At 72.8% G+C, this 12,851-nt stretch carries 15 protein-coding genes and 1 pseudogene; 9 read left to right on the top strand and 7 right to left on the bottom strand.

Annotated elements, in window-relative coordinates:
- Together ACY34I_RS38805 and ACY34I_RS38800 are read left to right on the top strand one after the other, a co-directional pair.
- A partial coding sequence (locus ACY34I_RS38805; protein ID WP_363424117.1) for a sigma-70 family RNA polymerase sigma factor occupies positions 1-487 on the top strand: 487 nt, incomplete at its 5' end.
- 245 nt (positions 488-732) lie between these two features.
- Positions 733-966, top strand: a complete 234-nt coding sequence (locus ACY34I_RS38800; RefSeq protein WP_013284786.1) for a DUF7455 domain-containing protein — start codon at positions 733-735, stop codon at positions 964-966.
- 173 nt (positions 967-1,139) lie between these two features.
- Here ACY34I_RS38800 and ACY34I_RS38795 read toward each other — a convergent pair whose 3' ends face one another.
- The 3 genes from ACY34I_RS38795 to ACY34I_RS38785 form a co-directional block, all read right to left on the bottom strand.
- On the bottom strand, positions 1,140-2,867 hold the full coding sequence (locus tag ACY34I_RS38795) for a DEAD/DEAH box helicase (protein ID WP_462760265.1): 1,728 nt from the start codon (positions 2,865-2,867) through the stop codon (positions 1,140-1,142).
- A 178-nt stretch (positions 2,868-3,045) separates the two neighbouring features.
- On the bottom strand, positions 3,046-3,696 hold the full coding sequence (locus tag ACY34I_RS38790) for a trimeric intracellular cation channel family protein (RefSeq protein ID WP_148795354.1): 651 nt from the start codon (positions 3,694-3,696) through the stop codon (positions 3,046-3,048).
- A gap of 40 nt (positions 3,697-3,736) precedes the next feature.
- Complete coding sequence (locus ACY34I_RS38785; RefSeq protein ID WP_462760263.1) at positions 3,737-3,955, bottom strand: DUF3039 domain-containing protein; 219 nt, start codon at positions 3,953-3,955, stop codon at positions 3,737-3,739.
- An 88-nt stretch (positions 3,956-4,043) separates the two neighbouring features.
- On the opposite strand from ACY34I_RS38785, the pseudogene ACY34I_RS38780 reads away from it, so the two are divergent.
- Positions 4,044-4,980, top strand: a pseudogene (locus tag ACY34I_RS38780) (pseudouridine-5'-phosphate glycosidase).
- Between the two features lie 76 nt (positions 4,981-5,056).
- The gene (locus tag ACY34I_RS38775; RefSeq protein WP_462760261.1) at positions 5,057-5,956 is read left to right on the top strand and encodes a carbohydrate kinase family protein; all 900 of its coding nucleotides are present in this window, start codon (positions 5,057-5,059) and stop codon (positions 5,954-5,956) included.
- A 37-nt stretch (positions 5,957-5,993) separates the two neighbouring features.
- Here ACY34I_RS38775 and ACY34I_RS38770 read toward each other — a convergent pair whose 3' ends face one another.
- Positions 5,994-6,353: a DUF3099 domain-containing protein gene (locus tag ACY34I_RS38770; RefSeq protein WP_462760259.1), complete on the bottom strand. Its 360-nt coding sequence runs from the start codon at positions 6,351-6,353 to the stop codon at positions 5,994-5,996.
- A gap of 100 nt (positions 6,354-6,453) precedes the next feature.
- On the opposite strand from ACY34I_RS38770, the gene ACY34I_RS38765 reads away from it, so the two are divergent.
- Together ACY34I_RS38765 and ACY34I_RS38760 are read left to right on the top strand one after the other, a co-directional pair.
- Entirely contained in the window at positions 6,454-6,765 is a 312-nt protein-coding gene (locus ACY34I_RS38765) for a hypothetical protein (RefSeq protein WP_357433368.1), read from the top strand.
- Positions 6,755-7,066 carry a hypothetical protein gene (locus ACY34I_RS38760; RefSeq protein WP_148795366.1) on the top strand — a complete coding sequence of 104 codons (312 nt, stop codon included), beginning with the start codon at positions 6,755-6,757 and terminating at the stop codon, positions 7,064-7,066. Before ACY34I_RS38765 ends, ACY34I_RS38760 begins: the two co-directional genes overlap by 11 nt.
- A gap of 244 nt (positions 7,067-7,310) precedes the next feature.
- Here the strand turns inward: ACY34I_RS38760 and ACY34I_RS38755 are convergent, their stop codons facing one another.
- Entirely contained in the window at positions 7,311-7,886 is a 576-nt protein-coding gene (locus tag ACY34I_RS38755; RefSeq protein WP_462760256.1) for an HhH-GPD-type base excision DNA repair protein, read from the bottom strand.
- 121 nt (positions 7,887-8,007) lie between these two features.
- Complete coding sequence (locus ACY34I_RS38750; RefSeq protein WP_462760254.1) at positions 8,008-9,228, bottom strand: S8 family peptidase; 1,221 nt, start codon at positions 9,226-9,228, stop codon at positions 8,008-8,010.
- A gap of 178 nt (positions 9,229-9,406) precedes the next feature.
- Between ACY34I_RS38750 and ACY34I_RS38745 the strand changes: the two genes are divergently transcribed.
- A complete protein-coding gene (locus ACY34I_RS38745; protein ID WP_462760252.1) occupies positions 9,407-10,891 on the top strand; it encodes a DUF7782 domain-containing protein in 1,485 nt (494 codons plus the stop codon).
- Positions 10,891-11,313 (top strand): D-aminoacyl-tRNA deacylase, encoded by a 423-nt coding sequence (dtd, locus tag ACY34I_RS38740; protein ID WP_462760250.1) that lies wholly within the window; start codon positions 10,891-10,893, stop codon positions 11,311-11,313. Before ACY34I_RS38745 ends, dtd begins: the two co-directional genes overlap by 1 nt.
- Positions 11,314-11,475: 162 nt before the next feature.
- On the opposite strand, the gene ACY34I_RS38735 is transcribed toward dtd, so the two are convergent.
- Positions 11,476-12,264: a sporulation protein gene (locus ACY34I_RS38735; RefSeq protein WP_462760248.1), complete on the bottom strand. Its 789-nt coding sequence runs from the start codon at positions 12,262-12,264 to the stop codon at positions 11,476-11,478.
- Between the two features lie 227 nt (positions 12,265-12,491).
- On the opposite strand from ACY34I_RS38735, the gene ACY34I_RS38730 reads away from it, so the two are divergent.
- A partial coding sequence (locus ACY34I_RS38730; protein ID WP_462760246.1) for a sigma-70 factor domain-containing protein occupies positions 12,492-12,851 on the top strand: 360 nt, incomplete at its 3' end.

The following is a 12,851-nucleotide window of genomic DNA, read 5'->3' as shown; positions in this document are numbered from 1 at the left end:
GATCCCGGTGCACATGGTCGAGGTGATCAACAAGCTTGGCCGGATCCAGCGCGAGCTGCTCCAGGACCTGGGCCGCGAGCCCACCCCGGAGGAGCTGGCCAAGGAGATGGACATCACACCGGAGAAGGTGCTGGAGATCCAGCAGTACGCCCGGGAGCCCATCTCGCTGGACCAGACGATCGGCGACGAGGGTGACAGCCAGCTCGGTGACTTCATCGAGGACTCGGAGGCCGTGGTCGCGGTCGACGCGGTCTCGTTCTCGCTGCTGCAGGACCAGCTCCAGCAGGTCCTCCAGACGCTCTCCGAGCGTGAGGCCGGTGTGGTACGCCTCCGCTTCGGCCTCACCGACGGCCAGCCGCGCACCCTGGACGAGATCGGCCAGGTGTACGGCGTGACCCGGGAGCGCATCCGGCAGATCGAATCCAAGACCATGTCCAAGTTGCGGCATCCCTCGCGTTCCCAGGTGCTCCGCGACTACCTGGACTGACCGCCACGCGTCAACCAGACGTGTCGGTTTGATCACCAGCCGTAGAACACTCTCCGGTGACCTGACGGTTGCCCGTTTGTGATCGTTGACGTGGCACCCTTGGTGCACGGCACACTGTCTTCCACGCCAGGTGTGACCTCCGTCCCCGACGGGCACACAGGGAAGGCAGGGCCCGAGAAGGGTGTTGCACGATAGGTGAGCAACCGAAGAGAGTGTTCATCGGTGACGACCAGAGGAGGAAGGCGATGACCCCGACCCTCACGCCGCCGCCCGAGACGGTGAGCCCCCCGGCCGCCGATGAACGGTGCGACCGCTGCAATGCTGCCGGCAAGCTCCGGATCACTCTGGCGGGTGGGAGCGAGCTGGTGTTCTGTGGACACCACGCGAACAAGTACGCGGAGGATCTCGTGAAGATCACCGTGCGGTACGCGTCGGACCCCGAGTTCAGCTGGCGTGGCGCCGATCTGATGGCGAACTGAGTCCAAACAATCCGCAACCCGACATAGCCGGCGGGAGGCCCCACAGGGGCCTCCCGCCGCCTTTTCACGCCCCGTGGCACCACGGCGTTGATCATGAAGTTAGCGGCGATGTCGATCTCGAAAAGTGCCGCTAACCTCATGATCACCCGGACCGGGTGAGGTGGGGGCCCGGGTTACAGGGTTTGGACGGCGGCGATGCGCTCTTCGAGCTGCTCGATCGTCGCCTGGGCGCTCGGCGGGCCGCCGCAGATCCGGCGCAGCTCGGCGTGGATCTTGCCGTGCGGCTGGCCGGTGCGGTGGTGCCGGGCGGCCACCAGCGCGTTCAACTGCCGCCGGAGTGCGACCCGGCGCTGGGCGGCGCTCATCGGCGGTGCCACGGGCGCCTCGGCCGCCGGCTCGGGAGCCCGCTGGGCGGCCTTGCGCCGCTGCGCGGCCAACTGCTCGGCCTGCCGCTTGCTCAGCAGCGTCGCGACCTGGTCGGCGGTGAGCAGCCCGGGGAGGCCGAGATACTCCTCCTCTTCGGGGGTGCCGGCCTGGGCGGCGGTGCCGAACGACGCGCCGTCGAAGATCACCTGGTCCAGCTCGGCCGTCGCCGACAGCGCCGCGAACCGCTTCTCCAGCTCGCCGCTGGCCTGGTCGTCTCGCTGGGCGCGCTCCAGCAGGTCGTCGTCGAAGCCGTCGGCGTCCTTCGGCTTGCCGAGCACGTGGTCCCGCTCGGCCTCCATCTCGCTGGCCAACCCGAGCAGGTGCGGCACGCTCGGCAGGAACACCGAGGCGGTCTCGCCGGGCCGTCGGGCCCGGACGAACCGGCCGATGGCCTGCGCGAAGTAGAGCGGGGTGCTGGCGCTGGTCGCGTACACGCCCACGGCCAGCCGGGGGATGTCGACGCCCTCGGACACCATCCGCACCGCGACCAGCCAGCGCTGCTCGGACGCCGCGAAGGTCGCGATCCGCGCCGACGCGCCCTGGTCGTCGGAGAGCACCACGGCCGCCTTCTCGCCGGTCAACTGCTCGATCAGCTTCGCGTAGGAGCGGGCCGCCTGCTGATCGCTGGCGATCACCAGCCCGCCCGCGTCGGGCATGCCGGCGTTGCGCAGCACGGTCAGCCGGGCGTCGGCGGCCCGCAGCACCTGCGGCATCCAGTCGCCGGCCGGGTCCAGCGCGGTACGCCAGGCCTGCGCCACGAGGTCCTGGGTCATCGGCTCACCCAGGCGGGCGGCCAACTCCTCCCCGGCGTTGGTGCGCCATCGGGTCTCCCCGGAGTACGCCAGGAAGAGCACCGGCCGGACCACGCCGTCGCGCAGCGCGTCCGAGTAGCCGTAGACCGAGTCGGCGCGGGACCGGAGCAGACCGTCCCCGCCCCGCTCGTAGGCGACGAACGGGATCGGGTTGTCGTCGGAGCGGAACGGCGTACCGGTGAGCATCAGCCGGCGTACCGCCGGCTCGAAGGCCGCCTTCACGCCGTCGCCCCAGGTACGCGAGTCGCCGGCGTGGTGGATCTCGTCCAGGATGATCAGCGTACGTCGGGTCATGGTGCGCCGCCGGTGCACCTGCGGCGCCATGCCCACCTGGGCGTACGTGACAACGGCGCCGTGGAAGTCGGCGGCGGAGTGCAGGTCGGCGTTGCGGAAGGCGGCGTCGAGCTGGATGCCGACGCGGGCAGCGGCCTGCGCCCACTGGGTCTTCAGGTGCTCGGTGGGGGCGACCACGGTGACGGCCTCGACGGTTCCGTCGTTCAGCAGCTCGGCGGCGATCCGCAGCGCGAAGGTGGTCTTACCGGCGCCGGGCGTGGCGACCGCCGTGAAGTCCTCGGTACGGCGACGCAGGTACTCCACCATCGCCTTGCGCTGCCATGCACGCAGGGGCGGGAACGTCTCGAGCGCCGGCAACCGCGGTGCCACGGGTAGCTCCTCTCCGACCGCACGGCGGCGACCCGGGCCGAGGGCCACGGGTACCGCCGCCCATGAAAACGCCTCCGCGCAGAAGGTGCCGCGAAGGCCGACTCAGCATAACCAGCGGGCGCCTTTCTCCCCACTCGACGCCACGCTGGTCACATCCAGCCACCCCGCCGGCAGCGGTTCAGCCCTGCGGGCCGCGGGTGCCGGTGCGGGGCGGGCGCAGCGTGGCGACCGGGGCGGACCAGCGCCGCCGCAGCGAGACCAGCCGCAGCACGATGACGAAGGCGGCCGCGACGATCAGCCCGGCCGTGTGCGCCTGTCCGTACGCCGACAGCAGCGCCACGATGACCGACCCGGCCAGCGCGGCGAGGGCGTAGATCTCCCGGCGCAGCACCACCGGGATCTCGCCGGTGAGCAGGTCACGCCCCAGGCCGCCGCCGATCGCGGTGAGCATGCCGATCATGCAGGCGCCGACCGCCGGGACGTGCGCCTCGAGGGCCTTGAGCGTGCCGGTGACGGTGAACAGGCCGAGGCCGGCCGCGTCGAGCACGAGCACGGTGGTGCGCAGCCGGGCGAGCTGCGGGTGCAGCCAGAAGACGGCGGCGGCGGTGGCCGCCGCGGTGACCGCGTACCGCCAGTCGGCGAAGGCCAGGGGCGGGACCTCGTCGATGACCAGGTCTCGGAAGATCCCGCCGCCGAGCGCGGCGACGACGCCGACGAAGACCACCCCGAAGAGGTCGAGTCGTTTGGCGACCGCCGCCGAGGCGCCGGAGGCGGCGAAGACCGCGACACCGGTGAGGTCGGCGACGAGCAGGGCGGTGGAGGTGGTCACCGGCGAAGGTTACGTGGGCGGGCGGCGGAGCCGCCCGCGGTCAGTTGTCCCAGGAGTCGTAGATCTCCTTGCACTTCGGGCAGACCGGCGAACCCGGCTTGGCCGCCTTGGTGACCGGGAAGGTCTCCCCGCACAGCGCGACGACGAACGTGCCCATGACCGCGCTCTCGGCGATCTTTTCCTTGCGGACGTAGTGGAACATCTCCGGACCGGTGTCGGCGTCCTTCACCTCGGGACGCTCAAGAACCTGTGTGCTCACTTGCTACACCTCCAAATTTCCAGTTTGGCAGCTTCTTCGGGGGCGGTCCACCGCAGGTGGCCGGATGACGGCCCGTACCGTAACGGAAGTGACCAACTTTCACATCCGTTTCGGGACCGAGGTGGCCGACGCCCTGCGCGCCGGACGCCCGGTCGTCGCCCTGGAGAGCACCATCGTCTCGCACGGCCTGCCCCGGCCGGACAACCTGCTGGTCGCCCGGCAGATCGAGCAGACCGTCCGGGACGCCGGCGCGGTCCCGGCCACCATCGGCATGGTCGCCGGCGAACTGATCGTCGGCCTGGACGACGCGCAGCTGACCCGCCTCGCCACGGTCGACGGCGTGAACAAGCTCTCCGTACGCGATCTCGCGGTGGCCGCGGCGACCGGCGCGGACGGCGCCACCACGGTGGCCGCCACCAGCGCGGTCGCCGCCGCGGCCGGGATCGGCGTGTTCGCCACCGGCGGTCTCGGCGGGGTCCACCGGGAGGCGGCCCAGACCTTCGACGAGTCCGCCGACCTGGTCACCCCTGGCCCGGACGCCGATCACGGTGGTCTGCGCCGGGGTGAAGTCGATCCTGGACGTGGGCGCCACGCTGGAGCGACTGGAGACCCTGGGCGTGAGCGTGGTCGGCTACCGGACCCACCGCTTCCCCGGCTTCTACCTCACCGACGCCGGCTTCGACCTGGACTGGTCGGTGGAGTCGCCGGAGCAGGTGGCCGACGTACTCCTCGCCCGGGAGCGGCAGGGCGTGCACCACGGCGGGCTAATCGTGGCGAACCCGCTCCCGGTCGACCAGCAGCTCGACCCGGCGCTGCACGACCGCACCCTCGCCGAGGGGCTGGGCATGCTGGCCCGCGAGGGGGTGACCGGGAAGGCTGTCACGCCATTCCTGCTCGCCCACTTCCACTCGGCCACCGAGGGTGCCAGCCTGGCGGTGAACGTCCGGATCATCCTGCGCAACGCCGATCTGGCGGCACGGATCGCGGTCGCCGCGACGGCCCGTCGTACCGACTCCGCGGCATGAGCGAGCGCCAGCGAGCGAATCATCAGTGCAGCGCCGTGGTGCCTCAGGCCGGCGCCGAGCGCAGCGAGGTGGCGGCATGAGCCGGGTGCCCCGCATCGTCGTCGTCGGCGACGTGATCACCGACGTGGTCGCGGTGCTCTCCGGCCCCCTGGCGACCGGCTCGGACACCGCGGCCGCGATCCGGTTCAGCGGCGGCGGACAGGCAGCCAACACCGCCGCCTGGCTCGCCGGTCAGGGCGCCGACGTCACGCTGGTGGCCGCGACCGGCGACGACGAGGCGGGCCGAGACCGGGTCGCCGAACTGGACCGGGTCGGGGTGAGCTGCGCGATCGAGCGCCACGAGGGCTACCCGACCGGCACGGTCGTCGTGCTCGCCCACGGCGGGGAGCGCACCATGGTCAGCCAGCGCGGGGCGAACCTGCGGCTGACCGCCGGGCACGTCGACCAGGCCCTGGCGGCGGCGCCCGACGCCGGGCACCTGCACCTGTCCGCGTACACCCTGCTGGACGCCGGGTCGCGCGGCGCGGGACTGCGCGCGCTGGCCGTCGCCCGCGAGCGCGGGCTGACCACCAGCGTCGACGCGGCCTCCGCGGCACCGCTGCGGCGGGTCGGCGCGACGGCCCTCCTGACCTGGGTACGCGACGTCGACCTGCTGCTGGTCAACACGGAAGAGGCGACCGTGCTGGCCGGCGGGCTGGACCCGGCGGCGCAGGCGCGGGCGCTGACCGCGGTGGCTCACCGGGTCGTGGTCAAGCGGGGCGCGGCCGGGGCGGTCTGGGTGGACCGGACCGGGGTGGTCGAGACGGCGCCCGCGCGCGGGGTGGCCGTGGTGGACGTCACCGGGGCCGGGGACGCGTTCGCCGCCGGCCTGCTCACCGCCTGGCTGGCCGGCGCGGATCCGCGGGCGGCCCTGTCCCGGGCCGGCGATCTCGGCGCGCTCGCCGTCTCCTCGGTCGGCGCCCGGCCCACCCCCTGACGGGGTGCCCGGTCCGGGTGTGGGCGCCCGGACCGGGTCAGGACTCGGCGTCGATGACCTTGTGGGGGTGCTCGTCGGCGGGGAGCGCCATCGGCGGGGTCTCCTCGCGGTGGCGCGGATGGAACTTCCCGGCCAGGCGGTGCTGCTCCTTTGGCGGCCGGTCGTTGGCCAGCAGCACCGCCAGCCACGGGATCAGCACCATCCCGAGGCCGCACAGCGGCAGCCAGAGCCAGAGCAGGGGTGCCTTCGCGCCGACCAGGATCGCACCGACCACCAGGCAAGCGACCCGGACGCCCATCATCAGCACGTAGCGCTTCTGCCGGCTGTTGAGCTGGTCGTCCTGGCTGCGTGCGGCGTCGGTGATCAGGATCGGCTGGTACGCCTGACGCTTCACCACGACCTCCTCGAGGGGTTACCCCTCATCCTGTCACTCCCCGAGGATGATCGGCGAAAATCGTCCCGCCCGCCGCGTGTTACGCGCGTGGTACGCTCCACCCGTGGCCAACCGGTTCAGCTTCACCGACGAGGCACTGGCCAACCTGCGGGTCTACGACGTCACGCCCGGGGAAGTCTGGGAGGCCCTGCACAGCACGCGACGGGTCATCCGGCACCTCGGGGACGACGTGATGGTGGTCTACGCGACCGACCACCGGGGGCGACGCCTCGCCGTGCTGCTGGCCGAGGCCGACGGCACCGACAACGACTGGGACATCCTCTCCGCCCGCGAACTGAGCGACGTCGAGGCCAAGCGCTACGACGAGGCGGTACGGAGATCACGCCGACGAGGAGGCGGTCACGATGCACCGTAACGAGGCGACCAAGCGGTTCCACGACGGCGGCGACGCGCTCGCCGACCTGATCGACGAGAGCCAGCCGGCGGAGCTGCCCACCCCCGACACCGACGTGCCGATGGTCAGCCGCTCGGTACGCCTCCCGCTGGAGACGTACGAACGGGTCCGGGCGGCCGCCGAGACGCGCGGCATCGGGGTGACCACGCTGATGCGGCAGTGGATCGAGGCCGGCCTGGCCGACCTGGACGACTCGGCGACCGTCTCGCTGGCCGACGTGCGCCGGGCGCTCGCCGCGCTCTCCCGCCCGACGGCCGCCTGACCGACGTCCGACACGCCCGACCGGCATCCGACACGCTCGACCTGCATCCGACGCGCCCGACCGGCGGCCGACCGGCCGGACCGACCGGCCCGGCCGACCGTCAGATCGGCGGCGCGAGCTCCAGGGAGGTCGGCCGCGGCGACGTCTCCTCGCCGCGGAGGAACTCCTCTCCCCGTGGGTCCGCCATCCCCCGCCCGCCGTCCGCGCCTACCCGGTCACGGTACGGCGGCGGACGGACGCCGGGTCAGCTCTTCGCGGCCTTCGCCTCCGCCTTCATCCGCTGCTTGTACTCCCGTACCCGGCGCAGCGACTCGGGGTCGGTCACGTCGGCCACCGACCGGTACGCGTCCGCGTCGCCGTACCCGCCGGCGGCCTCCCGCCAGCCGTCCGGGGTGACGCCGAACCGCTTGCCGAGCAGCGCCACGAAGATCTGTGCCTTCTGCTTGCCGAAGCCGGGCAGCTCGCCGACCCGGCGCAGCAGTTCCCGGCCGTCGGTGACGTCGGACCAGAGCCGGGCCGGGTCGCCGTCGTACCGGTCGACGAGGACCTGGCACACCTCCTGGACCCGGGCCGCCATCGCCTTGGGGAACCGGTGCAGGGCCGGCGGCTGGGCGAAGAGCGCCACCAGGGCCTCCGGCGCGTATCCGGCCAGTTCCCGGGCGTCCGGCTCGTGGCCCAGCCGCTGCGCCAGGACGTACGGCGAGGAGAACGCCTTCTCCATCGGCACCTGCTGGTCGAGCACCATGCCGAGGAGCAGCGCGAGCGGGCTGCGGGCCAGCATTTCGTTGGCGTCCGGATCGATGGGCAGGGAGAGCGTCATGCCTCCATCCTGCCGGCAGGTCGGTCGCCGGCCGAGCCGACTCCCCGAGCCGACTCCCCGGGGCGACCCGACGCGGCCCGGTGGACAGGGGTGGCGTCCACCGGGCCGCGCGTGTGGGTCGTCAGTTGACGACGAAGAGCAGCCGGTTCGGCGAGCCGGAGCCGGGGTTGGTCACCTTGCCGGTGGTGGCGTTGCTGGTCAGGTAGCTGGTCACCTGCGCCGGCGTGTACGACGGGTTGGTGCCGAGCACGAGCGCCGCCGCGCCGGCCACGTGCGGCGTGGCCATCGAGGTGCCGCTGATCGTGTTGGTGGCCGTGTCGCTGGTGCTCCAGTCCGAGGTGATCGACGAGCCGGGCGCGAAGATGTCCAGGCAGGAGCCGTAGTTGGAGTACGAGGCGCGGGCGTCGCTGCTGGTCGTGGCGCCGACGGTGATCGCGGAGGCGACCCGGGCCGGCGAGTAGTTGCAGGCGTTGGCGGTGGAGTTGCCGGCCGCGATGGCGTACGTGACGCCGGAGCTGATCGAGTTGGCCACCGCGTTGTCGAGGGTGCTGCTGGCACCGCCGCCGAGGCTCATGTTCGCCACGGCCGGCTTGACCGCGTTCGAGGTGACCCAGTTGACGCCGCTCACCACGCCGGTGGTGCTGCCGCTGCCGGAGCAGTTGAGCACCTTCACCGCGATCAGGCGGATCCCCTTGGCCACGCCGTACTTCGCGCCGCCGACGGTGCCGGCGACGTGCGTGCCGTGGCCGTTGCAGTCGGTGTTGTTGCTGTCCACCGTGTTGGTGCCCCAGCTCGCCCGGCCGCCGAAGTCGCTGTGCGTGATCCGGATGCCGGTGTCGATGATGTACGCCCGCACGTTGCTGGCCGTGTTCGGGTAGGTGTAGGTGCCGTTCAGCGGCAGGTTGCGCTGGTCGATCCGGTCCAGCCCCCACGTCGCCCCGGTCTGGGTGCCCTGGGTGGTCACCACCCGGTCCTGCTCGACGTACGCGACGGTCGGGTCGGCGGCGAGCCGGCGGGCCTGCGCGGGGCTCATCTTCGCGCTGTAGCCGGTCAGCGCGGCGCTCCAGACCGTGCCGACCGAGCCCCCGTAGCGCTTGGCCAGGCTGGCGGCGCGGTCCGGGACCGCGGTGCGGGCGGCGAGGCTGTTGGCGGCGCCGACGGCGTCGCCCTTGAGCACCACCAGGTAGCTGCCGCTGATGGCGTCCGGGGCGCCGGCGTAGCGGACGTCGCCGGTGGGCGCGGCCAGGGCGGGGGTGGAGGCGGCGGCGGCGAGGGCCGCGGCGGCGGCCGTGACGGCGAGCGCGCGCAGCGCGCGACGCCGAGGAACGGACACGTCGGACATCGTCTGGCTCCCTACCGGGCGCCCGCGCTCGTGACCCGGGCACCCATCGAAGATATTGGGGGAGATGGTAGCCAGGCATCGACAAGCATGAAAGAGATAACCTCCGATCTATTCGCCGCCCGGTATGGATCTCGTGGGTGCCGGCCGATCGGCGACGCCGGGGAGGCAGGATGACGACGTGGACCGTCATGACATGCTGCTCTCCCCCGCGGGCGTCGACGCGCTGCGCACCGCGCTGACCCGGGCGCGCTTCACCGCCAACGGCATCGCCGACCGGCTCGGCCCGCAGGCCACCGGCGGCGTGGCCCGCAACGACTTCCGGGCCGCGCTGCGCGCCACCGAGGACCGCGACCCGCTCGCCACGTTGATCCGGGTCTTCATCTGCGACCAGACCGAGCCGGAGTCGGCGGTGGCCGCCGCGCTCGCCCCGCTGACGGTCGAGGAGGCCGTCGCCGGCGGGATCGTCGAGCGGCACGGTGACGGCCTGCGCGCCGGCGTCGACCTGGAGCCGTACGGGGACGAGTGGTGGGTACTCGCCGACGTGCCGGCCAGCGCCCGGCCCGGGAAGCCGCTGCACGCCGAGCACGTGCTCGGCATCGGCGGGGCCACCCAGACGCTGATCGGCGCCACCGTCCGCCGTCCCGTGGAGACCGCACTGGACCTGGGCACCGGCTCCGGCGTCCAGGCCCTGCACCTGTCCACCCACGCCCGGAAGGTGACCGCGACCGACGTCGCGCCGCGGGCGCTGCGCTTCGCCGCCACCACCGCCGCGCTCAACGGGCAGGACTGGGAGCTGCTCCAGGGCGACCTGGTGGCCCCGGTCGCCGGGCGCCGGTTCGACCTGGTGGTCAGCAACCCGCCGTTCGTGGTCGGGCCCGGCACCACCACGCACGTCTACCGGGACTCCGGGCGGGTCGGCGACGCGATCGGCGCCGAGCTGGCCGCCGCCGCGCCGCACCTGCTCACCGAGGGCGGGACGATGCAGTACCTGGCCAACTGGGTGCACGTCACCGGCGAGGAGTGGGACGAGCGGGTGGCCGGCTGGTTCGCCGGCACCGGGCTGGACGCCTGGGTGATCCAGCGCGAGGTGGCCGACCCGATGGCGTACGTCAACCTGTGGCTGACCGACGTCGGGGAGGCCGCCGACCCGCAGCGGATGGCGGCCTGGCTGGACTGGTTCGACGCGCACAAGGTGGAGGCGATCGGCTTCGGCATCGTGTCGCTGCGCCGCGCCGGCCACGACCAGCCGATCGTCCGGGTCGAGGACCTGCGGCAGCGGGTCGAGCCGCCGATGGGCGACCGGATCGCCGAGTGGTTCGACCGGCAGGACTGGCTGCGGGCCCGCGACACCGACGGGCTGCTGGCCGCACGCTACCGGGCCGCCGAAGGGCTCCAGCTGCGGCAGGAGGCGACCATGGGCGACGAGGGCTGGGCGGTGGACCGGCAGGTCCTCGCCATGCCGCACGGGCTGCGCTGGTCCGAGGAGATCGACCCGCTGGTGCTCGCCCTGGTCGGCGGCGCGGACGGCAGGCTGCCGCTGCGCGACCAGCTCGCCCTGCTCGCCGCCGCGCACGACGTCACCCCGGACGAGCTGGCCGAGGCGGCCGGCCCGATCGTGGCGCACCTGGTCGAGCGCGGCATCATCGAGCCGGTGGTGGCCTGATGCGGGCGGTGGTGCAGACCGTCGGACGGGCCGGCGTGACCGTCGACGGCGAGGTGGTCGGCGAGATCGCCGACGGCCTGCTGGTGTTGCTCGGGGTCACCCACACCGACACCCCGCAGGTGGCGGCCACCATGGCCCGCAAGATCCACGAGCTGCGCATCCTGGACGACGAGCGCAGCGCCGCGGACACCGGCGCGCCCATCCTCGTGGTGAGCCAGTTCACCCTCTACGGCGACGCCCGCAAGGGCCGCCGCCCGAGCTGGACCGCGGCCGCGCCCGCCGAGCAGGCCGAACCGCTGGTGACGGCGGTGGTGGAGGCGCTGCGGGACCGCGGTGCCAAGGTCGAGACCGGCCGCTTCCGCGCCCACATGCTGGTCGAGAGCGTCAACGTCGGCCCCCGCACCATCCTCCTGGACCTCTAACCCCCGGGGAACCACCGGTACCCCCCGGGGGGACCACCGGTACCCCCCGGGGACCGGGGGGACCACCGGTACCCCCGGGGACCGCCGGTTGATCATGAAGTTATTGCTGCGACGCGCCGGGCGGCCGGGCAATAACTTCATGATCAACGAGGCCTCTGGCGGTCAGAAGAAGAGGCCGCGGCGGTGGAGGGACTGGCGGAGCCAGGCGTCCAGCTGGGCGGCCCAGTCGGTGCGGTCGGCCGTCGCGTGCTCGACGGTGAACCTCCCGAAGGCGTCCCGGCCCTCGGTGAACAGGCCGCCCCGCTTGTCGAGCTCCAGCACCACCTGCACCTGGCGCGGGTCGGTCACGAAGGTGACCTCCAGCTGGTTGATCGCGCTGGCGTACTGCGGCGCCGGGTGGAACTCGATCTCCTGGTAGAACGGCAGGCTCTGGTGTACGCCGTAGAGGTGCCCGCGCTCCACGTCGGCCCGGGCGAACCGGAATCCCAGCCGCAGCAGCGCCTCCAGCAGCCGCTCCTGGGCGGGCAGCGGGTGCACCGCCACCGGGTCCAGGTCGCCCTTGTCCACCGCCCGGGCCACCTCCAGCTCCGTACGCAGCCCCATCGTCATGCCGTGCAGGTGCTGGCCGTACAGATCGGTCAGCGGGGTCTCCCAGGGCACCTCGAAGCGGAACGGCACCTCGTACCGCTGCCCCGGGTCCAGCCGGAACGCGCCGGTCACCGGCCGGCGGCCGAACTCCTGGGTGGTGTCGTACTCGGAGTCGCCGCTCTCCACCTCGACCCGGGTGACCAGGCCCAGCGCCACGTACGTCACATCCACCGGGTGGTCCCCGCCGACCACCTGGATCCGGCCCTCCAGGTGCCCGCCCGGGCGGCAGTTCGGGTTGGCCAGCACCGTCTCCACCGACGGACCGCCCACTCCCATCGCCTGCATGAGCCGTTTGAAGACCACCGCGTCCTCCCATCGCCTGTGCTGCCGGGCCCGGGTGGCCGGCCGCTGGCACGGTAACCGGGTCCGGCAAGCGGCACCGGACGTTCCGCACGGATTGCTGTCGGTTCCCCGATCGCCTCACTCCCGTTTCACGCCTCGACCGCCAAGCTGTTTCGTACCGGCACCACCGGGCCGGCACGCGGCACGGAACCCGGTACGCGGCACGAAGGACACGGGGAGAGACAGAGATGGCCCAGCAGATGATCGAGCACCAGACCCGCCCGGCTGCCACCATCGACGCCGAGCTCGGCACCGACACGCTGACCGACCTGGACGCCACCGACGAGCGCGGCGTCTCCACGGACCTGGTCCGGGCATACCTGAACGGCATCGGCCGCACCAAGCTGCTCACCGCCGCGCAGGAGGTCGAGCTGAGCAAGCGCATCGAGGCCGGCCTGTTCGCCGAGGAGAAGCTGGCCACCTGCACCCCGGTCTCCGCCGAGCTGCGCGCCGACCTGGAGCTGATCGTGGCCGAGGGCCGGGCCGCCAAGGACCACCTGCTGGAGGCGAACCTGCGGCTGGTGGTGAGCATCGCCAAGCGCTACACC

Source organism: Micromonospora sp. RTBAU3-60, from assembly GCF_054963695.1.
This window is presented reverse-complemented; position numbering and strand designations above follow the sequence as displayed.